The sequence below is a fragment of the Aquincola tertiaricarbonis genome, assembly GCF_000969605.1.
Taxonomy (GTDB): Bacteria; Pseudomonadota; Gammaproteobacteria; order Burkholderiales; family Burkholderiaceae_C; genus Aquincola; species Aquincola tertiaricarbonis.
Window position 1 is genome coordinate 195,889 of record NZ_JZUE01000006.1, and the last position, 25,967, is coordinate 221,855.

The 25,967-nt window shown below is 70.1% G+C and carries 21 protein-coding genes and 1 pseudogene; 10 read left to right on the forward strand and 12 right to left on the reverse strand.

Annotated elements, in window-relative coordinates; all coding sequences use genetic code 11:
- Positions 1-16: 16 nt before the first annotated feature.
- Positions 17-6,061, forward strand: a complete 6,045-nt coding sequence (locus VO99_RS09420; protein WP_046112576.1) for a response regulator — start codon at positions 17-19, stop codon at positions 6,059-6,061.
- 43 nt (positions 6,062-6,104) lie between these two features.
- On the opposite strand, the gene VO99_RS09425 is transcribed toward VO99_RS09420, so the two are convergent.
- Positions 6,105-6,629, reverse strand: a complete 525-nt coding sequence (locus VO99_RS09425) for a CHRD domain-containing protein (RefSeq protein WP_198156904.1) — start codon at positions 6,627-6,629, stop codon at positions 6,105-6,107.
- 124 nt (positions 6,630-6,753) lie between these two features.
- The gene (bla, locus tag VO99_RS09430; protein ID WP_046112577.1) at positions 6,754-7,659 is read right to left on the reverse strand and encodes a class A beta-lactamase; all 906 of its coding nucleotides are present in this window, start codon (positions 7,657-7,659) and stop codon (positions 6,754-6,756) included.
- Between the two features lie 103 nt (positions 7,660-7,762).
- Here bla and VO99_RS09435 point away from each other — a divergent pair, with 103 nt between their 5' ends.
- Together VO99_RS09435 and VO99_RS09440 are read left to right on the forward strand one after the other, a co-directional pair.
- Positions 7,763-8,647, forward strand: a complete 885-nt coding sequence (locus VO99_RS09435; RefSeq protein WP_046112578.1) for a LysR family transcriptional regulator — start codon at positions 7,763-7,765, stop codon at positions 8,645-8,647.
- Between the two features lie 67 nt (positions 8,648-8,714).
- Positions 8,715-9,770: a lysylphosphatidylglycerol synthase domain-containing protein gene (locus VO99_RS09440; RefSeq protein WP_083440476.1), complete on the forward strand. Its 1,056-nt coding sequence runs from the start codon at positions 8,715-8,717 to the stop codon at positions 9,768-9,770.
- Between the two features lie 11 nt (positions 9,771-9,781).
- Here VO99_RS09440 and VO99_RS09445 read toward each other — a convergent pair whose 3' ends face one another.
- Complete coding sequence (locus VO99_RS09445) at positions 9,782-10,510, reverse strand: Crp/Fnr family transcriptional regulator (protein ID WP_046112579.1); 729 nt, start codon at positions 10,508-10,510, stop codon at positions 9,782-9,784.
- 103 nt (positions 10,511-10,613) lie between these two features.
- Between VO99_RS09445 and VO99_RS09450 the strand changes: the two genes are divergently transcribed.
- The gene (locus VO99_RS09450; protein ID WP_046112580.1) at positions 10,614-10,877 is read left to right on the forward strand and encodes a DUF1488 family protein; all 264 of its coding nucleotides are present in this window, start codon (positions 10,614-10,616) and stop codon (positions 10,875-10,877) included.
- Positions 10,878-10,917: 40 nt separating this feature from the next.
- On the opposite strand, the gene VO99_RS09455 is transcribed toward VO99_RS09450, so the two are convergent.
- The 5 genes from VO99_RS09455 to VO99_RS31825 all read right to left on the reverse strand — a co-directional run bounded on the left by VO99_RS09455 (position 10,918) and on the right by VO99_RS31825 (position 16,386).
- Entirely contained in the window at positions 10,918-11,559 is a 642-nt protein-coding gene (locus VO99_RS09455; RefSeq protein WP_046112581.1) for a DJ-1/PfpI family protein, read from the reverse strand.
- 68 nt (positions 11,560-11,627) lie between these two features.
- Entirely contained in the window at positions 11,628-12,374 is a 747-nt protein-coding gene (locus VO99_RS09460; RefSeq protein WP_046112582.1) for a GntR family transcriptional regulator, read from the reverse strand.
- A gap of 28 nt (positions 12,375-12,402) precedes the next feature.
- On the reverse strand, positions 12,403-13,140 hold the full coding sequence (locus tag VO99_RS09465) for an aspartate/glutamate racemase family protein (protein ID WP_046112583.1): 738 nt from the start codon (positions 13,138-13,140) through the stop codon (positions 12,403-12,405).
- Between the two features lie 16 nt (positions 13,141-13,156).
- On the reverse strand, positions 13,157-14,635 hold the full coding sequence (locus VO99_RS09470) for an NCS1 family nucleobase:cation symporter-1 (RefSeq protein WP_046112584.1): 1,479 nt from the start codon (positions 14,633-14,635) through the stop codon (positions 13,157-13,159).
- Between the two features lie 179 nt (positions 14,636-14,814).
- Positions 14,815-16,386, reverse strand: coding sequence for a methyl-accepting chemotaxis protein (locus VO99_RS31825; protein ID WP_046112585.1), 1,572 nt, complete (start codon positions 16,384-16,386; stop codon positions 14,815-14,817).
- Positions 16,387-16,843: 457 nt separating this feature from the next.
- On the opposite strand from VO99_RS31825, the gene ocd reads away from it, so the two are divergent.
- The gene (ocd, locus tag VO99_RS09480) at positions 16,844-18,013 is read left to right on the forward strand and encodes an ornithine cyclodeaminase (RefSeq protein WP_157039507.1); all 1,170 of its coding nucleotides are present in this window, start codon (positions 16,844-16,846) and stop codon (positions 18,011-18,013) included.
- On the opposite strand, the pseudogene lhpI reads toward ocd, so the two are convergent.
- From lhpI to VO99_RS09505, 4 genes and pseudogenes are all read right to left on the reverse strand, one after another.
- Positions 17,960-18,835, reverse strand: a pseudogene (gene lhpI / locus VO99_RS31250) (bifunctional Delta(1)-pyrroline-2-carboxylate/Delta(1)-piperideine-2-carboxylate reductase); the annotation flags it as partial. The gene ocd and the pseudogene lhpI overlap by 54 nt on opposite strands.
- A 17-nt stretch (positions 18,836-18,852) precedes the next feature.
- On the reverse strand, positions 18,853-19,221 hold the full coding sequence (locus VO99_RS09490) for an Lrp/AsnC family transcriptional regulator (RefSeq protein WP_232315320.1): 369 nt from the start codon (positions 19,219-19,221) through the stop codon (positions 18,853-18,855).
- Positions 19,142-20,005, reverse strand: a complete 864-nt coding sequence (locus VO99_RS31255) for a hypothetical protein (protein WP_232315321.1) — start codon at positions 20,003-20,005, stop codon at positions 19,142-19,144. The genes VO99_RS09490 and VO99_RS31255 overlap by 80 nt, the downstream gene beginning before the upstream one ends.
- A 194-nt stretch (positions 20,006-20,199) precedes the next feature.
- A complete protein-coding gene (locus VO99_RS09505; RefSeq protein ID WP_046112589.1) occupies positions 20,200-20,880 on the reverse strand; it encodes a GntR family transcriptional regulator in 681 nt (226 codons plus the stop codon).
- A 198-nt stretch (positions 20,881-21,078) separates the two neighbouring features.
- Here VO99_RS09505 and VO99_RS09510 point away from each other — a divergent pair, with 198 nt between their 5' ends.
- The 5 genes from VO99_RS09510 to VO99_RS09530 all read left to right on the forward strand — a co-directional run bounded on the left by VO99_RS09510 (position 21,079) and on the right by VO99_RS09530 (position 25,687).
- Entirely contained in the window at positions 21,079-21,957 is an 879-nt protein-coding gene (locus tag VO99_RS09510) for an NAD(P)-binding domain-containing protein (protein WP_046112590.1), read from the forward strand.
- A 62-nt stretch (positions 21,958-22,019) separates the two neighbouring features.
- Entirely contained in the window at positions 22,020-22,658 is a 639-nt protein-coding gene (locus VO99_RS09515; protein WP_046112591.1) for a 4-carboxy-4-hydroxy-2-oxoadipate aldolase/oxaloacetate decarboxylase, read from the forward strand.
- A gap of 26 nt (positions 22,659-22,684) precedes the next feature.
- Positions 22,685-23,668: a Bug family tripartite tricarboxylate transporter substrate binding protein gene (locus VO99_RS09520; protein ID WP_052736221.1), complete on the forward strand. Its 984-nt coding sequence runs from the start codon at positions 22,685-22,687 to the stop codon at positions 23,666-23,668.
- Between the two features lie 73 nt (positions 23,669-23,741).
- Positions 23,742-25,070 carry an MBL fold metallo-hydrolase gene (locus tag VO99_RS09525; protein WP_083440477.1) on the forward strand — a complete coding sequence of 443 codons (1,329 nt, stop codon included), beginning with the start codon at positions 23,742-23,744 and terminating at the stop codon, positions 25,068-25,070.
- A gap of 56 nt (positions 25,071-25,126) precedes the next feature.
- Positions 25,127-25,687, forward strand: coding sequence for a DUF3299 domain-containing protein (locus tag VO99_RS09530; protein ID WP_083440478.1), 561 nt, complete (start codon positions 25,127-25,129; stop codon positions 25,685-25,687).
- Positions 25,688-25,967 lie beyond the last annotated feature (280 nt).

Here is a 25,967-nt window from a genome sequence, read left to right on the forward strand (position 1 = left end):
GGTGCCGTCCACCGCCATGGCCACTTCCTCCGCCACCAGCAGCGCGCGCCTTCTGTCCCCGGGCACGCCCTACGAGCGCAACGGGCTGCGCATCACGCCCGGTCGGTGGAGCATCACCGCCGAGCCCTGCCTGCTGAAGGAGGCCGACGCGGGGCCCGGCAACGAAGCGCTGCTCGACCGGCTGCGTGCCGAGGCGCAGGTGCTTCGCCTCCTGCAATCGGTGGCGGGCGTGCCGCGGCTCATCGACTTCGACCCCGGCCGCCGCGCCCTGGCCGAGACGCGGCTGCCCGGCCTGCCGCTGCCCGCCGCCTGCAGCGCCGGACCCGTGCCGGCGGACCGGCTGCTGCGCATCGCGCTCGGGCTGCTGCAGGTGCTGGAGGACGTGCACGCCGCCGGCGTGCTGCACGGCGACCTGCGGCCGGGCAACGTGATGCTGGACGCGGCCACCGAAGCGGTCGGCCTGATGGACTTCGGCGAGGCCGTGGCCCAGCGGCGCTTCGCGGTCGCGCCGCCGTCGGCAGCGGCGCAGGCCGTGAAAGTGCGGCCTTTCAGCGCGCCGGAGCAGACCGGCCGCGTCGGTGCCGGCATCGACTACCGCGCCGACCTCTACGGCCTGGGTGCCACGCTGTACTGGCTGGCCACCGGCCGGCCGCCCTTCGCCGAGCCCGATCCCCTGACGCGGCTGCATGCGCTGCTTGCGCGCCAGCCGGAGTCACCCGACGTGCTGAATCCCGCGCTGCCGCGTGGCGTCGCCGCATTGATCGACAAGCTGCTGGCCAAGCGGCCGCAGGACCGCTACCAGTCGCATGCCGGCCTGCGGCGGGACCTGCAGCAGCTGCTGGCACTGCCGGGCGAAGGCTTCGTGCCGGGCCGCCACGACCACCGAGCCCAGCCCGCGCCGCCGTCGCGGCTGGTGGACCGCGACGACCAGCTCGGCCAGATCCTCGCCGCGATCGATGCGCCGGCCGGCCAGCGCCGCGTGGTGTGGGTGCATGGCGCCTCGGGCACCGGCAAGTCCACCCTGGTGAAGTCGCTCATGCCGATGCTGGCGCCGCGGCGCATGCTGCTGGTTTCGGGCAAGTACGACCAGCACAGCCGCCACCAGCCCTGCGCCGGCCTGGTGGATGCGTTGTCGCAGCTGGCCGAGCATTGGTGGGCCGGGCCCGATGCGCAGCTGGTGGCCACGCGCCAGCTGCTGCGCGCGGCGCTGGGCCCGCAGGCCGGCTCGCTGGTGCAGCTGGTGCCGGCGTTCGGGCCGCTGCTGCAGGTCGACGGCCAGTCGCGTGCGCCGGCACCCGCGGCCGGCGGCGAGGCGCAGGAGCTGAACGCCGTGGCCCAGCGCACCGCGATGGCGCTGGCGGCGCTGTTTCGCGCCGCGCGCCAGCTCGGCCCGCCGCTGCTGCTGTTCCTCGACGACCTGCAATGGGCCGACGACGACTCGCTGCTGCTGCTGCGCCGCATCGCCACCGAGGAAAGCCATGGCGGCGTGCTGCTGCTGGGCGCCTACCGCGACACCGAGGCCGACCTGTCGCCGGGCCTGCGCCAGGCGCTGGCCGACATCGCCGCCAGCGGCCTGGAGCAGGTGTCGGTGCCGCTGCGTGGCCTGAGCGCGGCCAGCCTGTGCAAGGTGGTGGCGGACATGCTGGACACCGCGCCCGAGGAAGTGGCCGACCTGGCCCGCGTGCTGCACCAGCGCGCCGGCGGAGACCAGTTCCAGGTGCTGCAGCAGGTGCAGCAGCTGTTCGACGCCGGCCAGCTGCGGCGCACCGACGGCCGCTGGCACTGGGACGTGGCGGCCCTGGCCGCGCTGCCGGCCAGCGAGGACGGTCTGGCGGTGCTGGCGCAGCAGCTCAAGCGCCTGGATGCCCGGACGCAGGCGCTGGTGGGCCTGTGCGCCTGCATGGGCGGCGCCATCGACGAGGCGCTGCTCGGCAGCACGCTGGGCATCGACCGCCAGACGCTGGACGACCAGCTGTTGCCGCTGCTGCAGCAGAACCTGCTGCTCACCTCCCGGCCCAGCCCGCTGCATGCGAACCGGCCGGGCGGCACCGCCGTGCGGCAGCTGCACTTCTGCCACGACCAGGTGCAGCAGGCCGCCCTGGCGCTGGTGGACACGGCCCAGCGCCAGCACTGGCACCTGGCGATGGCGCGCGTGCTGATGGACGGGCGGGCGCCTGCCCTGCTGACGCCGGCGCAGCTGTTCGCCGTGGCGGAGCACGTGGCCGCGGCGGTGGACCGGGTGCAGTCGCCGGCCGAGGCCGCCCCGCTGCTGCAGGTGCTGCTGCTGGCCGCCGAGAGCACCTGCGGCCGCGCCGCCTTCGCGCATGCGCTGCACTTCTGCGACGCCGCCGCCCGGCTGCAGCGCTGCCTGCCGGCCGACGCGGCGCTCGATCTGCGGCGGGGCCTGGTGCAGCATGCGGCGCTGTTCAGCCTGGGCCGGTTCGCGGCGGCCGATGCGGTGTTCGCCCGGACCATGCCCGACGTGCGGCAGCATCCCGAGCAGGCCGCGCAGATGGTGTCGCTGCAGGCCATGTCGCTCAACGGGCGCCAAAGGCAGGCCGAGAGCCTGGCGATGATCTGGTGGCAGCTGCGGCAGCTGGGCTTCGAGGTGCCGGAAGACGGCCAGTGGGAAGCCGCGGCCAGCGCCGAGATGGCGCACTGGCAGACGTGGCGCGACCTGCTGCAGGCCGAGCGGCTGCAGGCCCTGCCGCTGACCACCGACCCGCGCGTGGTCACCAGCTCCCTGCTGCTGCAGGCCGCGGGCGTGGCCTCGATGAGCAGCCACCAGACCGCCTTCGCCTGGGCGATGCTGCGGGCGGTGCGCCTGGCCTGCGAGGAGGGCCGCACCGAGCGCCTGCCCTTCGTGCTGGTGCTGGCGTCCACCGTGTTCCTGACGCTCGGCCGCGACCGCTACGGCGTGGAGCAACTCTCGCTGGCGGCGCTGCGCCTGGCCCAGGCCTCGCAGGGCGGCTGGCAGCGCCACCGGGTGGGCCTGGCAGCGGCCAGCTGCGTGATGCCCTGGCAGGAGCCGATCGAGCGCAGCGCCGATGCGGCGCATGCCAGCTCGGCCGAGGCGCTGGTGCACGGCGACCTGGAATGTGCCGGCTACGGCTACCTCGCTTCCCTGCCGGCCTTGGTGGACAGCGCGCCGCACCTGGACCTGGTGCGTGCCGAGATCGCCGACGCGCTGGCCCGCGCGGCCCGCACCAGCAACGAGGCCGCGCGCGAGGTCTACATCGTGTTCGACGACCTGCTGTGGGCGCTGACCGACCGCACCTGCAGCGGCGGACCGCCGATGCCGGTGGAGCCCGCGACCGCCAAGGGCTGGGCCGGGCCCTTCGCCTACGTGTACCGGGCGCTGGCCGCCGCGCTGCACGACGACTGGCCGCAGGTGCTGGCACTCAGCCGCCGCGGCAGCCCGTCCATGGGGCTCATCGGCAGCTTCTACGCCCATGGCGTGCAGCGCGTGCTGTGGGCGCTGTCGCTGGCGGTGGCGCTGCGCCGCCCCGGCGCCGACGGCGCCGCACTGCGGGCGGAGCTGGCACCGCTGCAGGACTGGCTGGCCGACTGCGCCGCCCATGCGCCGATGAACTTCGGGCACCTGCACACGCTGCTGCAGGCGCTGCTCGCCTGGGCCGCGAGAGACTGGCTGGCCGCGGCCCGGCACTTCGACGCCGCCATCGACGGCGCGGCCGTCGCCAGCCGCTGCTGGCACCAGGCGCTGGCCTGCGAGCTGGCTGCCGCCTGCCATGCCGAGGCCGGCCTGCCGCGCGCCGCCCAGGCCTATGCGGACATGGCCGCGAGCGGCTATGCGGCCTGGGGCGCCACCGCCAAGGCCGCCGGCCGCGCGCCAGCGGCCGCGCCCGCCGCCACGCCGGCCACCGCGTCGAGTTCGCTGGAGGTGGACGTGGTGCTGTCCGCCACCGAAGCCCTGGCCCGCGGCCGCGAACCGCAGCAGGTGCAGCGCATCCTGTTCGGCCTGGTCCGGCGTTATGCCGCGGCCGACTGCGGCGTGCTGCTGTGGCGCGAGGAGGACCAATGGCAGCCCGCCGCCTGGTTCAGCGATGCGCATGAATGGCGCGCGGTCGACGACGCCGATCCGCCACCGCCGGTGCCGCCTGCGCTGGTGCGCAGCCTCGCCGCCCAATCGATGCCGGTGCAGGTGGCCGCGGTGCGCGACCACCCGGCCTACGGCCGCGACGCCGACCTGCTGGCGCGTGGCGTCAAGAGCCTGCTGGCGCTGCCCATCTTCAGCCGCGGGGAGCACCGCGGCATGCTCTACCTGGAGAACCGGCAGGTGGCCACGCAGCTGGCCGAGCACCAGCTCGACACGCTCAAGGTGGTGGGCCAGCAGTTCGCGGTGGCCTTCGAGAACGCGCACATCAATGCGCACCTGGAGCACCTGGTGGAGGCCCGCACCCAGGCGCTGCACCACGAGGTGGAGGTGCGCCGCAGCGCCGAGCGCGCCGCCGAGGCCGCCAGCCGCGCCAAGACCGACTTCCTGGCCACGATGAGCCACGAGATCCGCACCCCGATGAATGCGGTGATCGGCATGTCGGCGATGGCGCTGCGCACCGCGCTGGACGCCCGCCAGCGCAACTACGTGGAGAAGGCGCACCGCAGCGCGGTGCTGCTGCTGGGCATCATCAACGACGTGCTCGACCTGTCGAAGATCGAGGCCGGCAAGCTGGAGCTGGAGGAGGTGCCCTTCGACCTGCGCGACGGGCTGTCGCACGTGGCCAGCCTGGTGGCGCTGGCCGCGCAGGCCAAGGGCCTGGAGCTGCTGTTCGACCTGCCGCCGGACCTGCCCACCCAGCTGGTGGGCGACCCGCTGCGGCTGAGCCAGGTGCTGCTCAACCTGTGCAACAACGCGGTGAAGTTCACCGCGCAGGGCGAGGTGACGGTGCAGATCCGCCACCAGCCGGCCGAAGGCGGCCGGGTGACGCTGCAGGTCTCGGTGCACGACACCGGCCCGGGCCTGGACGCCGCCACCCGCGAGCGCCTGTTCTCACCCTTCCAGCAGGCCGATGCCTCCATCAGCCGCACCCATGGCGGCACCGGCCTGGGGCTGTCGATCTGCGCCCGGCTGGTGGGCCTGATGGGCGGCGTGATCGGCGTGGACAGCACGCCCGGCCGCGGCAGCCGCTTCCACTTCCAGCTGGCCCTGCCCTGCGCACCGGCCACGCCGCAGGACGCGCCGGCCGGCGACCGGGTGCTGGACGGCGTGCGCATCCTGGTGATCGAGGCGCATGCGGGCGCCCGCGCGCTGCTGTGCCGCATGCTGGACGCGCTGGGCGCGCAGCCGCAGGCGGTGGCCGGCGCGCCGGACGCCCTGCAGCAGGTGGTGCAGGCCGCCACCGACAACCGGCCCTACCAGCTCCTGCTGGCCGACGACCGGCTGCTGCTGGCCGAGGGCGGCGAGCTGCTGCGGGCCGCGCTGCGCCGGCTGCAGCCCGCGCCGCCGGTGCTGCGCATGACGCCGTCGCTGGCCGCCGCGGACGAAGCCGACGAGCGCCTGACCGGCCTGGTGATCGAGAAGCCGGTGACACCCTGGGCCCTGCGCGATGCCTGCCGCGCGGCGCTGGACGGCACCGCCACCAACGCGTCACCTGCCAGCGCGCGCGATCCTGCCAGCCCGGCCGAGGCCGCCGCGGCGCTGCGGGGCGTGCGGGTGCTGGTGGTGGACGACAACGACATCAACCTGGAAGTGGCCGCCGAGATGCTTTCCACCTTCGGCGTGGAGCTGCTGACCGCCAGCGACGGCCAGGCCGCACTCGACCTGCTGGCCCACACCGCGGTGGACGGCGTGCTGATGGACTGCCTGATGCCGCGCATGGACGGCTACGAGGCGGCCCGCCGCATCCGGCAGCAACCGGCGCTGGCCGGGCTGCCGCTCATCGCGATGACCGCCAGCGTGATGCCGGAGGAAGTGCGCCAGGCGCTGGCCGCCGGCATGGATGCGCACCTGGCCAAGCCGATCCAGCTGGCCGGCCTGCAGGCCACGCTGCTGCAGTGGCTGGCCCCGCGGGCGGCGGCGCGCCGGGCCGCGGTCGCGGGTTGAGTCCGGCGCGAGGGGCGCCGCAGGCGCGGCGCCCGACGGGGCTTCAGCCCCGCGCGGCCTGGCGACGGCGCACCAGGAAGCCCACCAAGCCCAGGCCACCGAGCATCAGCGCATAGGTCTCGGGCTCGGGCACCGGCGCCATGGCGGTGCCCACGTACTGCAGCTGGCCGCGGATGGCGCCGGCCGGATACATCGCATTGTGCAGGTTGACGTAGAAGCTGCTGGGATTGACCGGCGTGATCGAGGCCAGGTCGGCGTCGTACATCTGCGAGCCGGTGAGGCTGCCGCCGAAGTCCACGATCACCGGCCCGTTGGTGCCGGCCGGCGCGGCATGGATGTGCGCGCCGGTGAGCGGGAAGTCGATGGCGTTGGCCATGATGGACCAGGACACGGTGAGCGCCTGGTTGTCGATCAGCACCGTGGCCACGCCGAAGCCGTCGGGGTCGCCCACGCCGGTTTCGTTGGCGCCATACAGGAAGGCGGTGTACGTGTCGATGGCCGCCAGCGCGGGGGTGGCCATGAACGGCGCGGCGAACAAGGCCGCGCAGAGGACTGACTTCTTCATCATCACGGGGCTCCGGGGTGGAAAGGAGCCGCGATCCTGCGTACCCGCCTGCGTGCCCGCAAGCAGGGCTTTCCCCCCTGACCCGGTGCCTGTTTCTTCAGCATGCCGGATCTGCAGGATCACTCTGTCAGGAACGCTTCGCGCCGGCCGCCGCGGCATGCCGCTGCACCGCCTGCCGGCCCACTTCGGCCAGGGCGGCGTCCCGCTGCGCCGGCGCGGCGCTGCTGTCGGTCAGGTAGGCACACACCACCAGCGGCGGCGCGGCCGGCGGCCAGAACACCGCCACGTCGTTGGCGGTGCCGCGGGAGCCGGTGCCGGTCTTGTCGCCGGCGCGCCAGCCCGCCGGCACCGCCGCGCGCAGCCGCTTGAAGCCGGTGGAGGCCGCCTCCAGCCAGGCCGCAAGCTGCTGCCGACCGGCCGGCGACAGCGCATCGCCCAGCACCGCGCGCTGCAGCGCACCGGCCATCGCCCGCGGCGTGGTGGTGTCGCGCGGATCGCCGGGCGTGGCTTCGTTCAGCTCGGGCTCGGTGCGGTCCAGCCGGGTGTGCGCATCGCCCAGCGTGCGCACGAAGGCGGTGAGCCCGGCCGGCCCGCCCAGGGTCTGCAGGATCAGGTTGGCCGCGGCGTTGTCGCTGACGGTGACGGTGGCTTCGCACAGCGCGGCCAGCGTCATGCCACTGCCGTCGGCATGCCGCTGGGTCACCGGCGAATGTGCGATCAGCACCTCCGGCCCGTAGACGATGCGGCGGTCCAGCCGCTCCAGCCCGGCGTCCACCCGCTGCAGCACGTGGGCGGCGGCCAGCCACTTGAAGGTGCTGCACATCGGAAATCGCTCGTCCAGCCGGTGGCCGGTGACCTGGCCGCTGCCGGTGTCGAGCACCGACACGCCCAGCCGGCCGCCGACGCCGGCCTCGATGGCGGCCCAGTCGGGCGGGCCATCGGCCGCGCTGCCTGAAGTTTTGCTGGCGGCGGCGGCCTGCCAGCCGGTGGCCAGGGCCAGCACCATGCCGGTGGTGAAGCTGCGTCGGTGCATCGGGAATCTCCTGCGGTGGGGGATGGATGGCCGCCACGTTAAACAGCCCCGCCGCGGGCCACAAACGCGGATTCGGTGGCCGAGACCGCAGAAAATCTGGGGCATGCAGTTGCCGTTGAATGCCTTGCGCGCCTTTGAAGTGGCGGCGCGCCACCTCAGCTTCACCCGCGCCGCGCTGGAGCTGCGGGTTACCCAGAACGCCGTGGCGGCCCAGGTGAAGAACCTGGAGGACCGCATCGGCGTGCCGCTGTTCCGCCGCCTGCCGCGCGGCCTGGCGCTCACCGACGAAGGCCAGGCCCTGCTGCCGATGCTCAGCGACACCTTCGAGCGCATCGGCGCGGTGCTGGGCCAGTTCCGCGAGGGCCGGCTGCGCGAGGTGCTGACGGTGGCCGCGGTCGGCACCTATGCGGTGGGCTGGCTGCTGCCGCGGCTGCCGGCCTTCGAGCGCGACCATCCCTTCATCGACCTGCGGCTGCTGACGCACAACAACCGGGTCGACCTGTCGGGCGAAGGCCTGCACTGCGCCATCCGCTTCGGCGACGGCAGCTGGCATGGCACCGAGGCCGATGCACTGATGACGGCGCCGCTGTCGCCGGTGTGCACGCCGGCCATCGCTCGGCGGCTGCGGTCGCCGGCCGACCTGGGTCGGGAGCTGCTGCTGCGCTCTTACCGGGTGGATGAATGGCCGCGGTGGTTCGAGGCGGCGCGCCAGCCGCTGCCGCTGCTGCGCGGGCCGGTGTTCGATTCGTCGGTGACCATGGCCGCCGCCGCCGAGCAAGGCGCCGGCGTGGCCCTGCTGCCGCCGGCGATGTTCGCCGACGCGCTGCGGCAGGAACGCCTGGTGCAGCCCTTCGACACCGGCGTGACCCTCGGCGGCTACTGGCTCACGCGGCTGCGCTCGCGCCCGCCCACGCCGGCGATGCAGGAGTTCCGCCGCTGGCTGCTGGCCGAGCATGGCCGGCTTGCCGGGCACGCGACCGTCGGATAGCGCCTACAGCGCGAGAAGCCCGCGGCGGCTGGCGCCGCGCCAGGCCGGACCGGATCATGCGTGCACCATGTCCAGCGACTCGGCGACCATCCCCTCCCCCGCGCACGACAGCGCGGCCGCCGCTTCCGCAGCGGCCGGCAAGCGCGGCATTGCCGGCCTCTGGGCGCGCTACAAGCGCTGGGTGGTGCCGGCCTTCGGCCTGCTGGTGCTGGCGATGCTGCTGTCGCATGCGCACAAGATCGACTGGGCCGGTGCCTGGCATGCGCTCAAGCAGTACAAGCTCTCGCTGCTGGCCGGCGTGCTGGGCCTGGCGCTGGCCAGCCATGCGCTGTACGGCTGCTTCGACCTCATCGGCCGCCACCACACACGCCACAAGCTGGGCCTGCTGCGCACCTGGGGCATCGCCCTGGCCAGCTATGCCTTCAACCTGAACCTGGGTTCGCTGGTGGGCGGGGTGGCGCTGCGGGCCCGGCTGTATGCCAAGGCCGGCCTGGACGAAGCCACGGTGGCGCAGGTGGTGGGCGTGAGCCTGGCCACCAACTGGCTGGGCTACGGGCTGCTGGCCGGCACCCTGTTCGCCTCCGGCCTGATCGCGCCGCCCGAGCAGGCGCACATGACGGCCACCACCTTCCGCGCCATCGGCGTGGGCATGGTGCTGCTGGCGGCGGCCTACGTGGCCTGGTGCTTCGCCTCCAAGGGCCGCACCTGGCAGTTCCGCGGGCGCAAGGTGCGCCTGCCCTCGGGGCCGCTGGCCCTGGTGCAGCTGGTGATGTCGGCCTGCAACTGGGCGCTGATGGGCGGCGCCATGTACCTGTTGCTGGGCGACCAGGTGAGCTATGGCATGACGCTGGGCGTGCTGATGGCCGCCGCGGTGGTGGGCGTGGTCACGCCGATCCCGGCTGGCCTGGGCGTGCTGGAAGCGGTGTACCTCGCCCTGCTGTCCGGCACCGTGCCGCAAGGCAAGCTGATGGGCGCGGTGCTGGCCTACCGCGCGCTGTACTACCTGCTGCCGCTGGCCTCGGGCATCGTGATCTACGTGCTGCTGGAGCGTTATGCCAGCCAGCATCCGGCGCAGGAGCAGGCGCAGGAGCCGGCGCAGGAGCCGGCGCCGGCTTCGGCCTGATCGCCCGTCGGCTACACCGCCTGGCGGTCGGGCAGCAGCCGCTCGTACTCCCGGCGCACCACCGCATAGCACTCGCAGGAGCGGGCCTCCAGCCCCGCGCGGTCCAGCACCTCGATGTGGCCGCGGCTGTAGCGCAGCAGGCCGGCCTGGCGCAATTTCAGCGCGGCCTCGCTCACGCCTTCTCGGCGCACCCCCAGCATCTGCGAGATGCGCTCCTGCGTCAGCGCCAGGCGGTCGCCCTGCACGCGGTCCAGCCGCAGCAGCAGCAGCCGGCACAGCTGCTGGCCCAGCGCATGGTGGCGGTTGCAGGCGGCGGTCTGCGCCATCTGCGTGATCAGCGCCTGGGTGTAGCGCAGCAGCAGGTGCATGGTGGGGCCGGCGCGATGGAACTCCTGCTGGATGCCCCGGGCCGGGGCGCGGAAGCCCTCGCCCGCGCTCTGCACCACCGCCCGGCTGGGCGTGGACTCGCCGCCCATGAACAGGGAAATGCCCACCACGCCTTCACGGCCCACCACCGCGATCTCGGCCGAGGCACCGCTGGCCATGCCGTACAGCAGCGAGACGACGGCCGTGGTGGGAAAGAACACATGGGTCTGCGGCCGGCCGGGCTCGTACAGCACCGCGCCCAGCGGCAGCCGCACCCGTTCCAGCTGCGCCGACCAGCGCTGCAGGTCGCCGTCGCTCAGCGCGGCGATCAAGTGGTTGTCACGCGGCATGGTGCCGGCGGGTATCTGGGCCATGGGCCTCCCTGGTGGCCGAGCGTACGCTCTCTGTGTTCGCCAGCGCACAGACGGCGCCGCGGCCGCGGCGCATCGTGCGGCTTGGCCATGAACCGAGAACCCCATGAACACCAACCCGCCGTTCTTCGATCCCGCCTCGGCCACGGTGCGCTTCTGGGTCACGCAGGAAGGCCAGCCGCCGGTGGCGGCCAGCATCGGCGGGGCCACGCTGCGCTACCACTTCCAGGCCCAGGGCGCCGGTGACGACCTGGTGGCCGCCTATGTGGCCCATGCCCGGCAGATCGACGAGGCGGTGCGCCGCAGGCTGGCAGCGGGCTCGCGCGAGCCGGTGATGCTGCGCGATCCGGACGTGGCCGCGGCCCGCTGAGGCCGCTGTGCCGGCCGGGGGCGCCGCCGTGGCTGGCGCTTCAGTCCGCCGTGCCGGCCGCTTCGGCCATGCGCATCCAATGCCGGGATTCGCCGGTCTTGTACAGGTCGTGCCAGGCCGCCAGCACTTCGGGCGTGTAGATGCCCAGCAGCGCCAGGATCTCGCGGGCGAAGTCCACCGGCGCCATGCCGCCGGCGGTGATCACGCCGCGGTCGGTGACGGCGGCGCTGTCGTCATAGCGGTCGGTGCCCGCATAGCCGGTGCCCTTCAGGTAGGCCAGTGCATTGCTGGTGTGCAGCCGGTCGTCCAGCAGGCCGGCACGCGCCAGCCCGGCGGTGGCGCCGCAGATGGCGGCCACCGGCGTGCCGGCGTCCGCGAAGCGGCGCGCCAGCGCCTCGGCCTCGGCATGGTGCTCGGGGTCTTCCCAGCCCGGGCCGCCGGGCAGGATGAGCATGGCGCTGTGGTCGGGCAGCACGTTGTCCAGATGGGTGTCGGGCACCACGGCCAGCCCGCCCATGGAACGCACCATGTCGCCCGCCACGCCCACGGCCATCACCCGCCAGGGCTGCCTGTCGTCGGTGGGCTGCTGGAAGGCGGGCTGGTTGATGGCCGCAATGGCATGGGCGGCTTCCCAGTCGGCGAAGCCTTCGAAGACGTAGAGGTGAACGGTGCGCTGGCTCATGCCGCAGTGTGCGCAGCCAACGTCACCGGCTCTGCCGGCCGGCAGCGCGGCGTGGCACCGGTGGCGTCCTACGCCAGCAGCGCCTTGACCAGGTCGGTCTGCCGGTCGGGCGCGCCGCCGTCCAGGCGCAGGCTGTTCTCGATGCGCTGCAGGTGGCCGGTCATCTGCGCCACCGCGGCATCCGCATCGCCCTGGCGGCAGATGCGCAGGAACTCCGCATGCTCGTCGCTGGAGCAGTGGGCATCGTTGTCGGAGTGGTAGAGCATCGCGATCAGCGAGCTGCGGGCCACCAGCTCGCGCACCAGCTCGGTCAGCACCTTGTGGCCGGTGCACTCGGCCAGCACCACATGGAAGTCGCCCAGCAGCTTCTCTCGCACGGTGCCGGTGGTGGCCGGCTCGCGCAGCGTGTTGCGTTCCATGCGGATGTGCTGCTCCAGCGCCTGGTAGTGCGCCCGCCGGGCCGTGGCCACGAACAGCCGCACCACCTCCGCTTCCAGGATGCGGCGCACGCCGAACACCTCGCGCGCTTCCTGCACGCTGGGGCGGCTCACGAAGGCGCCCTTGTCCGGGATGATCTCGATCAGCTTGTCCTTGCTGAGCGTGAGCAGCGCCGCGCGCACCTTGGTTCGGCTGACCGCATACACGCGGCCCAGGGCCTCCTCGCGCAGCCAGGTGCCGGGCGGCAGGCGCTTTTCCACGATGGCCTGGGCCAGGTCCTGCGCAATGCTGTCCACCGTGGCCTGCGGCGCGGCCACGTCGGCGGCGGCGGGCGACTCAGCGGTGGCGGTTTCGGCAGTCTTGCGGGCACGGGGCATGGCCACGATTGTGGCGCAGCACCGTGCCTCAGCCGTCCAGCGCAAAGCCCTGCAAGGCCCCGGTGTAGGCCTTGGGCAGCGGCCTGGCCAGCTCGCCACGCTTGCTGGTGCGCAGCCGCAGGTTCACCAGCGACTCCACCAGCTGCGTGGCCGCGGCCACGCCGTCGATCACCGGCACGCCCAGCACGTCGGCCACGTGCTCGCACAGGTCGGCCATGCCGGCGCAGCCCAGCACGATGACGTCGGAGCCGTCTTCCTCCAGCGCACGGCGGCACTCGGCCACGATGCGTTCGCGCGCACCGCTGCGCGGGTCTTCCAGCGCCAGCACCGGCAGCTCGCAGGCCCGCACGTTGGCGCAGAAGCGGTCCATGCCGTAGGCCTGCGCCAGGTGCCGCGCCTGGCCGATGGTGCGGCCCAGCGTGGTCACCACCGAGAAGCTGCTGCCCACCATGCTGGCCAGGTGCATCGCGGCTTCGGCGATGCCCAGCACCGGGCCGGCGGCCAGCTCGCGCGCGGCCAGCAGGCCGGGGTCGCCGAAGCAGGCGATGACGTAACCGTCGATGCCCTGCCGCTCGCCGGCCGCGATCTCCTGCAGCAGGCCGGGCACGGCCAGCGCCTCGTCGTAGTGGCTCTCGATGGACGCCGGGCCCATCGCCGGGCTGACCGCCACGATCTCGGTGCCCGGCCGTGCCACTGCGCGGGCGCAGGCGCCGATCTTGTCGGTCATGCGCTGCGTGGTGTTCGGATTGATGATCTTGATGCGCATGGGGCGTTCGTTCAGTTCACTGCTTGCGGTTGATCAGCGCGTAGATCACGAAGCCCAGGCCCATGCCGATGAACCACGCATAGTTGGCCGCGCCGCGCCAGGCCGGCACCATCACGCACAGGATGGGGATGAGCGCCGAGGGCACCATCGCGATCACCGCCTTGGGGTTGTAGCCGCGGCTGTACCAGTAGCGGCCGCGCTCGCTCATGGTGTAGAGCGCATCGACGTCGATCTGCTGGCGCTGCACCAGGTAGTAGTCGGCGATCAAAATGCCGAACAGCGGGCCGATGAAGGAGCCCAGCACGTCCAGCGTGTAGTGGATCACCTCGGGGTTGTTGTACAGGTTCCAGGGCGTGATGAAGATGCTGCCCACCGCGGCGATCATGCCGCCCGTGCGCCAGCTGATGTGCTGCGGCGCCACGTTGCTGAAGTCGAAGGCCGGCGACACGAAGTTGGCCACGATGTTGATGCCGATGGTGGCGATCATGAAGGTGAGCGCGCCCAGCACCACGGCGGTGGTGCTGTCGATCTTGCCGACGGTGTGCACCGGGTCGGTGATCAGCTCGCCGAACACCGGCAGCGTGGCCGCGGTGGTCACCACCGTCAGCAGCGAGAAGAACACGAAGTTGACCGGCAGGCCCCAGAAATTGCCCTTCTTCACCGCGTCGAAGCTCTTGCCGTAGCGCGAGAAGTCGCCGAAGTTGAGCATCGGGCCGCTGAAGTAGCTGACCACCAGCGCGATGGCCGACAGCATCACCGGCAGCGCGTCCCAGCCCTGGAACTTCACGCCGCCCAGGTTCAGGTCGATGTTGCTCCAGCCCGCCTTCCACACCAGCCAGCCGCACAGCACGGCCATCACCACGTACACGCCCGGGCCGGCCCAGTCGATGAAGCGGCGGATGGCTTCCATGCCGTGCCAGAACACCAGCGCCTGCAGCACCCACATCACCATGAACGCCACCCAGCCCAGCGTGGACAGGCCCACGAAGCCGTGCTGCGCCACATCGGCATAGGGCGCCAGGCCAGGGTAGAAGTGCAGCGCCAGGATCATGAAGGCGCTGGAGGCCAGGTAGGTCTGGATGCCGTACCAGGCCACCGCGATCAGACCGCGGATGATGGCCGGGATGTTGGCGCCCAGCACGCCGAACGAAGCGCGGCACACGACCGGATACGGCGTGCCCGTCACCTGGCTGGGCTTGGCCACCAGGTTGCAGAAGAACTGCACGATGACGATGCCCACCAGCAGCGCCACCAGCACCTGCCAGCTGGACAGGCCGAGTGCGAACAGGCTGCCGGCGGTGATGTAGCCGCCCACGCTGTGCACGTCGCTCATCCAGAACGCGAAGATGTTGTACTGGCCCCAGGTCTGCTTCTTCAGCGGGGCCAGGTCCTCGTTGGTCAGCCGCGGGTGGTAGCCGGGCTTGATCAACGCATTGGATTCGGCGGGCGCCTCGGCCGCCGAAGGTACGGCGGAGGCGGTGGTGGCTGTCGTCATGGATCGCTCCTCGGTTGGAAGGACGGCGTGAGGTCCGATGCCTGCCGACGGCGGCAGCGCATGCGATATTTGTATACAAAACTTGAGTGCAATCAAGCACGAAAAAGGGCTTCCCGATGAGGGGAAGCCCTAGTGTCGGCCGCCACAGGAAGGCGGCGGGGGGCCCGGCGCGGCCGGGTTCAGGCCGCCAGCTTGAAGGCGCCCACCACGTCCACCAGCCGCGCGGCCTGGCGGCTCACGCCATCGGCGGCGGCGGCGTTCTGGTCCACCAGCGCCGCGTTCTGCTGCGTGACCTTGTCCAGCTCTGCCACCGCATGGCCCACCTGCCCGATGCCCTGTGTCTGCTCGGTGGTGGCCAGCTCGATTTCGCCGATCAGCTGGCTCACGCGGCGCACCTGGGCCACGATGTCGTCCATCGTGCGACCGGCGTCGCCCACCTGGGTGCTGCCGGTTTCCACCTTCTGCACGCTGTCGGTGATCAGGGCCTTGATCTCGCGCGCAGCCTCGGCCGAGCGCTGCGCCAGCACCCGCACCTCGCCCGCCACCACCGCGAAGCCGCGGCCCTGCTCGCCGGCGCGGGCCGCTTCCACGGCCGCATTCAAGGCCAGGATGTTGGTCTGGAAGGCAATGCCGTCGATGGTGGCGATGATGTCCACGATGCGCCGGCTGGAGGCAGTGATGGCGCCCATGGTGTCCACCACGCGGCCCACCACGGCGCCGCCCTCCACCGCCACCGCGCTGGCCGCGGTGGCCAGCTGCGTGGCCTGGCGCGCGGTGTCGGCGTTCAGGCGCACGGTGGCCGTCAGCTCTTCCATGGAGGCCGCGGTCTGCTGCAGGTTGGAGGCCTGCTCCTCGGTGCGCTCGCTCAGGTCGGCATTGCCGGTGGCGATCTGCGCGGTGCCGGTGGCAATCGCATGCGAGGCATCCCGCACCTGGCTCACGATCGCGGCCAGGCTGGCCTGCATCGCCCGCGGCGAAGCCAGTGCACTGCCGCTGGGGGCGGCGTCGGCACCAGGGATGGGGCCCAGGTCGCCACCGGCCACCTGCTGCGCGGCACGGCACAGGTCCACCGGCTCCGCGCCCAGGGCGCGGCCCAGGCTGCGGGCGATCAGCAGGCCGGCGGCGGTGGCCGCCGCCAGCGCCATCAGGCCCAGGCCCAGCAGCAGGTTGCGCCGATGCAGGTAGTCGGCCTCGGCCTGCGCGGTCATGGCATGGGCCCGGTCGTCGGTGTAGCGCGCGAAGTCTTCCGAGGCCTTCAGCAGCGCGGCCAGCAGCGGACGGCATTCGCGGTTCATGCGGTCGATGGCCTCGTCGCGCCGCTGGGCCAGCGCCAGCTCCACGATGCCCAGCGCCACCGGGCCGTAGGCCTGCTCGATGCGGGCGATCTCCTGCGTGAGGCGGTCGGTGCGTTCGGTGCTGTCAGGCGCGGCGGCCACCTGGCGGGCGAGCAGCGCGAGGTTGTCCTGCACGTCCTTGTGCGCGGCCAGCACGGCGGCCTTCTCGGCAGCGATGTCGGCGGCACCCGCCACCAGCACCAGGTTGCGCGCGGCGATGGCGCGGCGGTCCACCGCCTCGTGGATGCGGTCGGCGGTCTGCGCCCGCAGGTTCACGCCATGGATGTACTGCGAAAAGCGCTGGTTGGCAGCCGACAGCGACTGCAACGCCAGGGCCGACACCACCATCAGCCCGGCCGCCAGGATGCCGAAGGCGCCAAGCAGGCGGGTGCGCACGGTCAGGGACGAAAACCTCATGGGGACTGCCGATCGGAAGGTGACTACCGCCTTCTTATCGGCGCGCACATCCCAAAGCGCTGCCCCGCAGCGCTGGCAACGGCGTCAGAACTGACGCATCGCAAGCCACCCGCGTGAATTGTTCACGCGCAGTGGCCCGCGGCGGGCCGACTCAGCGGTCGCTGCGTCGGACCTTGGGCGTGCGGATCCACTCGATGATGCCCAGCACGAAAGGCGCGCCGAGCAGCCAGATGGGCAGCCAGGGTTGGCTCATGGCAGTTCTCCTTGGGAGCGCGGCGGCCCGGGATGGGCCGCGCTGCACCGCCAGGTGGCAAGCGGCGCGCCACTTGCAAAGTTGCCGTTTGGGCAGATTAGGCTGTCAAAACGGCAGCGCCGTCCGCTTTTGTGCATGAAGTTGACGCTTCCGCCTGACAGCAGCCCGCCGCACACTTCCTGGAACACAACGACGGAGACTTCCATGGACACCGCTTCGGCGCTTTCCACTACCTATCTATCGGTGCAGGACATGGTGCAGCTGGTGCAGCGCAAGGGCCTGCCGGCCTGCATCGCCGGCATCGCCCGGCGCATCGAGGCCGACTTCCTGCGCTGGCCCGAATTCGACAAGACCGCCCGCGTGGCCGCCCATTCGGCCCACGGCGTGATCGAGCTGATGCCCATTGCCGATGCGACCCAGTTCGCCTTCAAGTACGTCAATGGCCATCCGCTCAACACCCGCAGCGGCCTGCCCACGGTGATGGCCTTCGGCCTGCTGGCCGACGTGGCCACCGGTGCGCCGCGGCTGCTGTCGGAGCTCACCATCACCACCGCCATCCGCACTGCCGCCATGTCGGCGCTGGCCGCCCGCGTGCTGGCCCGGCCCGGCAGCCGGGTGATGGCGCTCATCGGCAACGGGGCGCAGAGCGAGTTCCAGGCGCTGGCCTTCCGCGACCTGGCGGGCATCACCACGCTGCGGCTGTTCGACACCGACCCGCTTGCCACCGCCAAGCTGGTGGCCAACCTCGCCGGCCAGGGCCTGCAGCTGCAGGTGTGCGCCAGCACCGCAGAGGCCGTGCGCGGCGCCGACGTGGTGACCACGGTGACGGCCGACAAGACCCAGGCCACCATCCTCACGCCCGACATGCTGGCGCCGGGCATGCACCTCAATGCGGTGGGCGGCGACTGCCCCGGCAAGACGGAGCTGCACCGCGGCGTGCTGGAACAGGCGGCGGTGTTCGTCGAGTTCGAACCGCAAAGCCGCATCGAAGGCGAGATCCAGCAGATGCCGGCGGACTTCCCCGTCACCGAGTTCTGGCAGGTGCTGGCCGGCCGGCAGCCGGGCCGCTGCAGCCCGCAGCAGGTGACGGTGTTCGATTCGGTGGGCTTTGCGCTGGAGGACTACTCGGCGCTGTGCTTCCTGCAGGAAGCCACGGCCGAGCTGGGCATCGGCAGCACCGTGGACCTGGTGCCGCAGCAGGCCGACCCGAAGAACCTGTTCGGCCTGGCCACCGGCGCAGTGCCCGCAGCCTCAGGCGCTCGCGGCCTGGAAGGCCAGCACGGCGGCGGCCAGGTCTTCCAGGGCAGTGCCCACCGACTTGAAGACGGTGCGGCCCCGGCCGGCGCCCGGCAGGCCATCGCCCTGGCTGCCTGAAGCGGCGACTTGACCGCGGCACAGCGCCGCCAGCGTGCCACGCACGTCGGCCGCGGTGAAGACGCCGCGGGACAGCGGGCCCAGCAGGTCCCCGCTTTTTTCCAGCGCTTCCTCGGTGTCCAAATACAGCCTGGCGCCGGCCAGGCAGGCATCGTCGGCCTCGCGCATCTGGGGCGTGAAGCTGCCGATCAGGTCCAGGTGACTGCCTTCGGCCAGCCAGGCGCCCTGCACCAGCGGTGAAGTGGCCAGCGTGGCGCAGCTGACGATGTCGGCGGCCCGCACCGCGGCTTCCAGGTCGTTCACGGCCTGCGCCGCGAAGCCCTGCGCCCGCCATTCGGCGGCCAGGGCCTCGGCCTGCTTGGCCGAGCGGGCCCATACCGTCACCTGCTGCAGCGGCCGCACCGCCGCATAGGCCGGCGGCAGCAGCCGCGCCACCCGGCCGGCGCCCACCACCAGCAGCCGGCGTGGGCGGGCCGGCGTGATGAAGCTGGCCGCCAGCGCGGAGGCCGCGGCCGTGCGGCGGGCGGTGATCTCGTCGCCGTCCAGCAGCGCCAGCGGCACGCCGGTGGTGGCATCGAACAGCTGGTACACCGCATGCAGCCCGGGCAGGCCCCGCGCCGCATTGCCGGGCGCGATGTTGATGGTCTTCAGGCCGTAGTGCTGCGCGTTCCAGGCCGGCATCAGCAGCGAGGTGAAGCTGCCCACCTGATGCACATGGCGGCGCGGCACCTCGCAGCCTTCGATGAACATGCGGCGCAGCGCCGGGATCAGCGCCTCGAAGGGCAGCGCGCGGCGGGTGGCTTGGGCATCCAGCACGTGCATGGCCGAGGCGCTCCGTGTCAGCGGTAGGTGGCCAGCAGGATGCTGGTCTCGGTGTTGGCGATGCCCTTGATCAGCCGCACCCGCTCCAGCACCTGCGACAGGTCGGTCATCGTCTCGGCGCGCAGTTCCACCAGCAGGTCCCAGCGGCCGTTGGTGTCGTGCAGGGCCTGCACGCCGGGCTCGCCCAGCAGGCTGGCGATCACGGCGCGGGTCTGGTTGCCTTCCACCAGCACGCTGGTCCAGGCACGGATCAGGTTGGGCTCCGCATCGGGCCGCAGCCGCACGGTGTAGCCGACGATCAGCTGCTCATCCTCCAGCTTGCGCAGCCGGTTGGTGACGGTGCCGCGGGAGACACCCAGCTTGCCCGCCAGCGTGGCCACGCTCATGCGCGCATCCTGGCGCAGCAGCACGATGAGCTGGCGGTCCACGTCGTCCATCTTCATGGGCGCGGAGGGTAACGCAGGCGCTCAGCAGGTCCCGGGGCCAGAGAAAGTAGGGCCCGAAGCGGCTCTTGGCGATGAACACGCCGCCGGCCTGCTGGCCCGCTGGCGTGAGCACATGGCCACCTTCAGGAGTGACCGCCAGCAAGCCCGCCGACACCAGCCGGTCCAGCAGTTCCTTGGAAGAACGCAGGCCGCGGGCACTGGCCAGCCTGGAGGTGGACAGCCGGCCTTCATGCGGGTCGACTAAAGGGTCGGCCGCAGCAGCCGCCCTCTGCACGTGCGCCATCTGCACGGGCGCTGGCGCTGCGGCCGCGGCCAGGCCGAACTTGGCGGTCCAGTTGAACTGCGCGGGTTGATGCAGCCGCACCAGCTGCCGCGCGACGTCCTCCATCGTCTCTTGGCTGACCACCTTGGAGACGGCCAGCAGCGTGGTGGCTGCGGAAGCCTCGTTGATCGTCTTTTCGATCAGGTGTCGCAGCTGGTCGGTCTTGATGAGCCGGTCGAGCCCGTCGATCTTCGTGCGCGGCCGCGTGATCCTTGCGTTCTTGCTGACCAGCACCACGCTTTCCAGCGCCGGCTTGATGGCGATGCCCAGCCGCTTGGGCAGGTTCACCCGATCGCTGTGGAGCACTTCGCGCAGGAGGGCGTCCTGTTGCGCCTCCTGACCTGATGCAGATTCAGGAGGGTCACCTACCAGGCCGCCCCTGCACCCCACGGCTGTCGACATGTGGCTGCGGGGCATGGTCGAAGAGGCCACGGGCGGCTTGGTGCTGCCTCACGTCGATGACTATGACGCGGGGCCGGATGGCACCTCGCCGCCATCGCCGAAGTTGCCGCTGCAGCAGGATCTCCTGCGAAGCGAACGACACTTTGTGGGCTGTGCCTCTGTCGTCCGGTGATCGGCCAGCGCCAACAGCCTGTTTAAGCGCCCTTCGCTTCTGTTCCTTCACGTCGGTAGTGATCTCGATGCCGCATGAACCGGTGGTAGGACATGCGCAAATGCAGCTGCATCACTTGACGCGCCAGCTCGCCGTCCTGCGCTGCCACCGCCAGCGTCAGGTCACGGTGGTGGTGCAGGCTTTGCTCAAGCTCCTGCTCGGTGTAGATATAGAACGACCGCTTGATGATGGGCATGTCGATCATCGTCATCAAGATGGCGCGCAGGCGAGGCGAGCCTGAAGCCTCCAGCAAGGCATGGTGGAAGTCTCGGTTGGCGAGCTGCACCTGTTCAATCCCACCGGTGCCTGCCGCGATGCCCGCCGCCATCGCCCGATTGCTCCCCTCAAGCCGTTCGCACAAGTCGGCTCCGCCACGGCTTGCTGCCAGGAACGAGGCATAGGGCTCCAACAGCATTCGTAGCTGGAACGTCTCTTCCACGTCCCACTCGCTCCACTCGGCGACACGGATGCCTTGACCCGCGGCGTCAGTGGCCAAGCCGTCTTCGACCAGACGCTTCAATGCCGTGCGGACTGGGGTGCGGCTCAAGCCCAGCTCGCGTGCAAGCGGCTCTTCCTTGAGCTGCTCTCCCGGCTCGTATTGACCGCCCACCAGCCGCTGCCTGAGCACCTCGTAAGCCTTGTCTCGCCCGTTCTGAACTCTCATGGATGGGGTGTGTGTTCGCTTCCAGCGATTTTAGAGCGGCGCTCCAGCGGCAGCCCCCGCTCAGCCGCTCACCCCTGATGTTTGTACTCGAAATGTCTCCCGTAACGGCGCGCGGCCTTATTGGATAGGTATAAACCCGGCTCACCTTGTACTCTTTGTACTTCGTTTGTACTCTATGGGCTCTTGAGAGGTCGCGAGATGAACATTGCAATCGTTGGGCTTGGTGAGGTCGGCAGGTGTTACGCCGCCCCGCTTGATGCGGCTGGCCACCGTCTTCTGCTGTGCGAAGCACACGTCTCGGATGCAGCACGCCGGCTTGCAGAATCGCTGGGCCTGACGATCCGGGAACGCGCGGGCGATTGGCTGTCTGATGCGGACCTCGTGCTGTCGTGCGTCACTGGCACGACCGCCTTGCCCGTGCTGCAACAGATCCTGCCCTTCCTGAGAAAGGGCGCTACGGTGGCGGACTTCACTACCGCAAGCCCGGCAGTCAAACGGCAAGGCGCCGCACTGGCGAAAGCTGCAGGCGTTGAGTTTGTGGACACCGCCATCATGGGTGCCATTTCCCTCAACTTGGTGCGAACACCGTTGCTCGTGGCTGGCACCGGAACTTCCAAGCTCAAGGATGCGCTGGAACACGCTGGCGGGAAGGTTCAGGTCATTGAGGGCGGCAGTGCGGGGGATGCGATGTCCCTCAAGATCCTGCGCAGCGTCTTTACCAAGGGCATGGAAGCGCTGTGCGTTGAGCTCCTGATGAGCGCTGAAAAGCAAGGGGTGCGGGGCAAGCTGTACGAGCAGCTGAGCGACATCGACAACACCCCGCTCCGCTCGTTCATCGACATGCTGGTGCGGACCCATGTGATCCACGCCAAGCGGCGAGCGCACGAGGTGCATGACGCACAAGCTGAGCTTGTCGCCCAAGGACTGCCCTCTGTGGTGCTCCGTGGCGTGGAGCAGCGCTTCTTGGACACCGCTGCTGCCTTAGAGGTTCAGCCGCTGCCCAGTGACGCGCCTTCGGTGGACCAGGCCCTCGACTGGCTTCTCGCCAATCGCCCAGCCGCAGCTTCAGCCGCCTGATTCCCTCGGCGCTGCGGCATCGCAGCTCCTTCGCTTCCTCCCCCTACCCGTCAGAGAACTCCATGTCCACCACTGAGCAACTGAAACAACTGCGCGACCTCGGCGCCGCCACCATCTACGAAGCACAGGGCGCCAAGGGCGCCCTGGACAGCGCCATGAAACCCATCGATCCGACCGTGCGCTTAGCCGGTCCGGCGCTGACTGTGGACGCCCGGCCGGCGGACAACCTCATCCTGCATTACGCCGTCCAGAAGGCAAAGCCGGGCGATGTGCTGGTCGTGGACGCCAAGGGGTTCATGGAAGCTGGGCCTTGGGGTGACGTGCTGACGCTGCAGGCGATGAAGCTGGGTATCGCTGGCCTGGTCATCAGTGGCTGTGTACGTGACGCCAACCTCATCATCGAGTTGGGCTTCCCCGTGTTCTGCCGCGGGCTGTCGATCAAGGGGACCGGCAAGAACCAGCCCGGCAAGGTCAACGTGCCCATCGTCATGGGTGACGTCCAGATCCACCCGGGCGACATCATCGTTGGCGACCGCGACGGGCTGGTGGTGGTCGCTCGCAACGAAGTTGAGTTCGCCATCAGCAACAGCCTTGCTCGTGAAGAGAAAGAGGCCAAGCAGCGCGCCGCGATCGACCAAGGCGCCACCACGGCCGAGCTGCTGAACCTGACCGACACGCTCAAGCGCTTCGGCTTGGTCTGATTCCTTTACGCATACCGGAGACGTCCATGTTCACGCTTTTCAAACCTTTCGCGATGCTCACGGTGACGGCCATGTTGGCGTCCACGGCCGTGGCCACGGCCGCCGCGGAGAACTACCCCTCCAAGCCTATTCGGATGATGGTGGGCTTCGCACCCGGCGGTTCGGCCGACATCAACGCACGAGCGGTCAGCCAACAGTTGGGCAAGGACCTGGGCGCCACCATCGTGGTCGAGAACAAAGGTGGTGCCGGTGGCAACCTGGGCGCGCAGGAGGCCAAGCGCGCGGCACCGGATGGCTACACGATGTTCTACGCGACCTCGGCCGTCGTGCTGGCGCCATCGCTGTATTCCTCGCCGGGCTTTGACCCGTACAGCGACTTCGTGCCCGTCTCGTTGACCGCCACCATTCCCTTGGTGCTGGTGGTCAACAAGGATGTGCCGGCCCAAAACGCGACGGACTTCATCACCTGGGCCAGGGGCCAGAAGGGCAAGCTGAACTACGGCTCATCGGGCACGGGTGCACTGCTCCACCTGGGGGGCGCCTTGTTCGCCAAGGAGACGGGGATCGAGGGCACGCACATCGCCTACAAGGGCAGCGCTCCTGCAGTCACCGATCTGTTGGCCGGTGCCACGCAGTTCATGTTCCTGCCCATCAACGAAGCCATGCCGCACATCAAGGGCGGCGGGCTGCGGGCGCTGGCGGTCACGCATGACAAGCGCGTTGCGCTGCTGCCTCAGGTACCGACGCTGCGTGAAGTGACCGGCAAAAACACCATGGACATGGGTGCTTGGCAAGGGCTGATGCTGCCCAAGGGCACGCCGGCCGACATCGTCACCAAGGTGGCCACCACGCTGACCAAGACGCTGCAGAACAAGGAGCTGACCGACCGGCTGGAGAGCCAGGGCTCGATCCTTTTGGGCGGCACCCAGAAGCAGTACGTCGACTACATGCGCCAAGAGGGTGACCGCTGGGCGCGCGTGATCAAGGAGACCGGCGCCAAAGCCGACTGACTCCCCTGAACGCGAGCGCCTGCCGGCGCTCGTTTTACGTCAACAAGACACCCACCAAAGAAGGACGGAGACGATGAACAGGACTTTGACCGGAATCGCTGCAGGCGTGGCGGTGCTCATCGCGGCACTCAGCGGCTGCGGCAACGGCGATGGCGACGATGACACGCCCGTGGTCGATCGGTTTTCAGCCTTGCCGGCCTACACCGCTGACCCCGCGTTCGCCAGTGAGTACGACCGCCACATTGCGGCTTCGCATAGGAACACGCTGAACGACGAGTTCATGCTGAACACCTATCGGAACTACTACTGCATGTACCCCGAAGAGAACGTGGAGCTTCGCAACGAGGTTCGCAACGGGGCCATCAACCGGGTGCCCCTGACCCAACTCTTCGATGATGTTTGGTACATCGGCAGCCACCACGTTGGGCAGTACATCTTTCGCTCCGGCGAGGGGTTCTTGGTGATCGACTCCCTCAACAACGCCCAGGAAGCCCAAACCTACACGGTGCCTGCGTTGTCGGTCCTCGGGGTCAGCACGGCGCTCCCTTTCAAGGACCTGATCGTGACGCATGGTCACGGCGACCACGACGGCGGCGCACAAGAGCTCAAGAACCTGTACAGCCCTCGAATCCTCACCGGCTCAGCGGATGCGGCGCGCAAAACGTACGCACCTGAGACGATCGACTCATCGAAGGTGGAGCCGGTTCGCCTGACGCTGGGCGGACGCGATGTCATCCTGTTCTCCACGCCTGGCCACACGCCCGGCTCGCTGAGCAGCATCGTCACCGTCAAGGACAACGGCAAGCCGGTGAAGGCTGTTCTGGTCGGTGGATCGGCGATGCCTGGCAACAAGGCTGCGGCTGACAACTACCTGTACTCGGTCGAGCGCACCTACGACCTGGCCAGGACGGAGAACGTGACCGCCTCCATGCAGAACCACCCGGTCTTCGACGGCACGCTGCGCCTGATGGAACAGATCAACCAGAATGGCCTCTCCAAGCCCAGCCCGTTGGTCATTGGCCAGGAGCGCATCCTGCAAGGCCTTGCGATCTTGCGGCAGTGCTCAGCCGCCAACGCTGCAAAGGTCGATCCGGCCACGCCGCTTCCGGTCTGGCAGGTTGCCAAGCTGGAGCAGCCCACCGATGGGCCTACTGCCAAAGACGTGTCGGCGCGGCTGACCACCGGTTGGGGTCCGGTGGCCGGTCAGGCCATCATCTTCACCGGTACCTCGAGCAAGGCGAGCTGCACGGCCACTACCAATGACGTCGGCGTTGCCCGCTGTGCGCGGGACGCAAGCATCAAGCTGACGGTGGGAGAGGAAATCGTCGCCTCATTCTCTGGTACCGCGATCGCGGGCGCCACGATCCTGCCCGCTTCTTCTGCTGCGACTCTGGTCAAGTAGGCCGGGGCTCGCAGCATGCCGGGACGCAATCAAGCTTGTTGCGTCCCGGCGCTTACATGGTGGTGCTGCCTGTGACACTCCTTTCTCGCCGCCGAGTGCTTCAGCTTTGCGCGATCACCGCATATGCCGACGTGGCACTTGCCAACAGCCCAACGCCTTATGAGGTGGTGGGCTGGAATGCCCTCACCCCGCCAGGCTGGGACCCGCTGCGATCGTTCAAAAACCTTGATGAGATGGCCGGGCTGGACGATTCCGACCCCAGGGTCAAAAAGCTGAATGAGCGGCTGCGCCAGGTACTGGATACCGCACCGGTCATCGCCTCATTGGATGGTCGATCTATAAGGATGTCTGGCTTCGTTGTGCCGCTGGAAACCAGCCGCGAGGGATTGCTCGAGTTTTTGCTGGTGCCGTACTTCGGGGCTTGCATTCACTCGCCCCCGCCCGCAGCCAACCAGATCGTGCACGTGCGTTCTGAGCGCCCTGTCAAGGGGTTCACTGCGATGAGCACCGTCTGGATCAGCGGGGTCTTGCGGGTTGCACGCACGAGCAGCGAGCATGGCGCCAGCGGCTATCGGATGAAGGCGGTGCTCGTTGAGCCATATACCGGCAAGCGCTAGCTTGGTGGACTGATAGCGCTCCAGCTCCTTCAGGGATCAACGGGGCCTGTGTGCGGCTCCGACCGGCGGCGGCGAGATTAGGACAGCGGATGTCCGTTCAGGGTCGGTAGTGCCAGTTCGCGGCCGGTCACAGCGTCATTCAGCGGCGATAGACGCCGCGGCGTCGCGCGGTTGACCGGTCAGGAGAACGGAGCGGTCATCGGGGGAGCCGGTCCGCACCATCGAACCCCCTACTCCCTTCCGTGCAATGCGCCAATTGCACCGCCCCTAACTCATTCCA

Excerpts from the sequence above, each read along its gene's own strand:
- VO99_RS09420 (WP_046112576.1), top strand. The coding sequence starts at position 17 with ATGGCCACTTCCTCCGCCACCAGCAGCGCGCGCCTTCTGTCCCCGGGC.
- VO99_RS09425 (WP_198156904.1), bottom strand. The coding sequence starts at position 6,629 with ATGATGAAGAAGTCAGTCCTCTGCGCGGCCTTGTTCGCCGCGCCGTTC.
- bla (WP_046112577.1), bottom strand. The coding sequence starts at position 7,659 with ATGCACCGACGCAGCTTCACCACCGGCATGGTGCTGGCCCTGGCCACC.
- VO99_RS09435 (WP_046112578.1), top strand. The coding sequence starts at position 7,763 with ATGCAGTTGCCGTTGAATGCCTTGCGCGCCTTTGAAGTGGCGGCGCGC.
- VO99_RS09440 (WP_083440476.1), top strand. The coding sequence starts at position 8,715 with ATGTCCAGCGACTCGGCGACCATCCCCTCCCCCGCGCACGACAGCGCG.
- VO99_RS09445 (WP_046112579.1), bottom strand. The coding sequence starts at position 10,510 with ATGGCCCAGATACCCGCCGGCACCATGCCGCGTGACAACCACTTGATC.
- VO99_RS09450 (WP_046112580.1), top strand. The coding sequence starts at position 10,614 with ATGAACACCAACCCGCCGTTCTTCGATCCCGCCTCGGCCACGGTGCGC.
- VO99_RS09455 (WP_046112581.1), bottom strand. The coding sequence starts at position 11,559 with ATGAGCCAGCGCACCGTTCACCTCTACGTCTTCGAAGGCTTCGCCGAC.
- VO99_RS09460 (WP_046112582.1), bottom strand. The coding sequence starts at position 12,374 with ATGCCCCGTGCCCGCAAGACTGCCGAAACCGCCACCGCTGAGTCGCCC.
- VO99_RS09465 (WP_046112583.1), bottom strand. The coding sequence starts at position 13,140 with ATGCGCATCAAGATCATCAATCCGAACACCACGCAGCGCATGACCGAC.
- VO99_RS09470 (WP_046112584.1), bottom strand. The coding sequence starts at position 14,635 with ATGACGACAGCCACCACCGCCTCCGCCGTACCTTCGGCGGCCGAGGCG.
- VO99_RS31825 (WP_046112585.1), bottom strand. The coding sequence starts at position 16,386 with ATGAGGTTTTCGTCCCTGACCGTGCGCACCCGCCTGCTTGGCGCCTTC.
- ocd (WP_157039507.1), top strand. The coding sequence starts at position 16,844 with ATGGACACCGCTTCGGCGCTTTCCACTACCTATCTATCGGTGCAGGAC.
- VO99_RS09490 (WP_232315320.1), bottom strand. The coding sequence starts at position 19,221 with ATGAGCGTGGCCACGCTGGCGGGCAAGCTGGGTGTCTCCCGCGGCACC.
- VO99_RS31255 (WP_232315321.1), bottom strand. The coding sequence starts at position 20,005 with ATGTCGACAGCCGTGGGGTGCAGGGGCGGCCTGGTAGGTGACCCTCCT.
- VO99_RS09505 (WP_046112589.1), bottom strand. The coding sequence starts at position 20,880 with ATGAGAGTTCAGAACGGGCGAGACAAGGCTTACGAGGTGCTCAGGCAG.
- VO99_RS09510 (WP_046112590.1), top strand. The coding sequence starts at position 21,079 with ATGAACATTGCAATCGTTGGGCTTGGTGAGGTCGGCAGGTGTTACGCC.
- VO99_RS09515 (WP_046112591.1), top strand. The coding sequence starts at position 22,020 with ATGTCCACCACTGAGCAACTGAAACAACTGCGCGACCTCGGCGCCGCC.
- VO99_RS09520 (WP_052736221.1), top strand. The coding sequence starts at position 22,685 with ATGTTCACGCTTTTCAAACCTTTCGCGATGCTCACGGTGACGGCCATG.
- VO99_RS09525 (WP_083440477.1), top strand. The coding sequence starts at position 23,742 with ATGAACAGGACTTTGACCGGAATCGCTGCAGGCGTGGCGGTGCTCATC.
- VO99_RS09530 (WP_083440478.1), top strand. The coding sequence starts at position 25,127 with ATGGTGGTGCTGCCTGTGACACTCCTTTCTCGCCGCCGAGTGCTTCAG.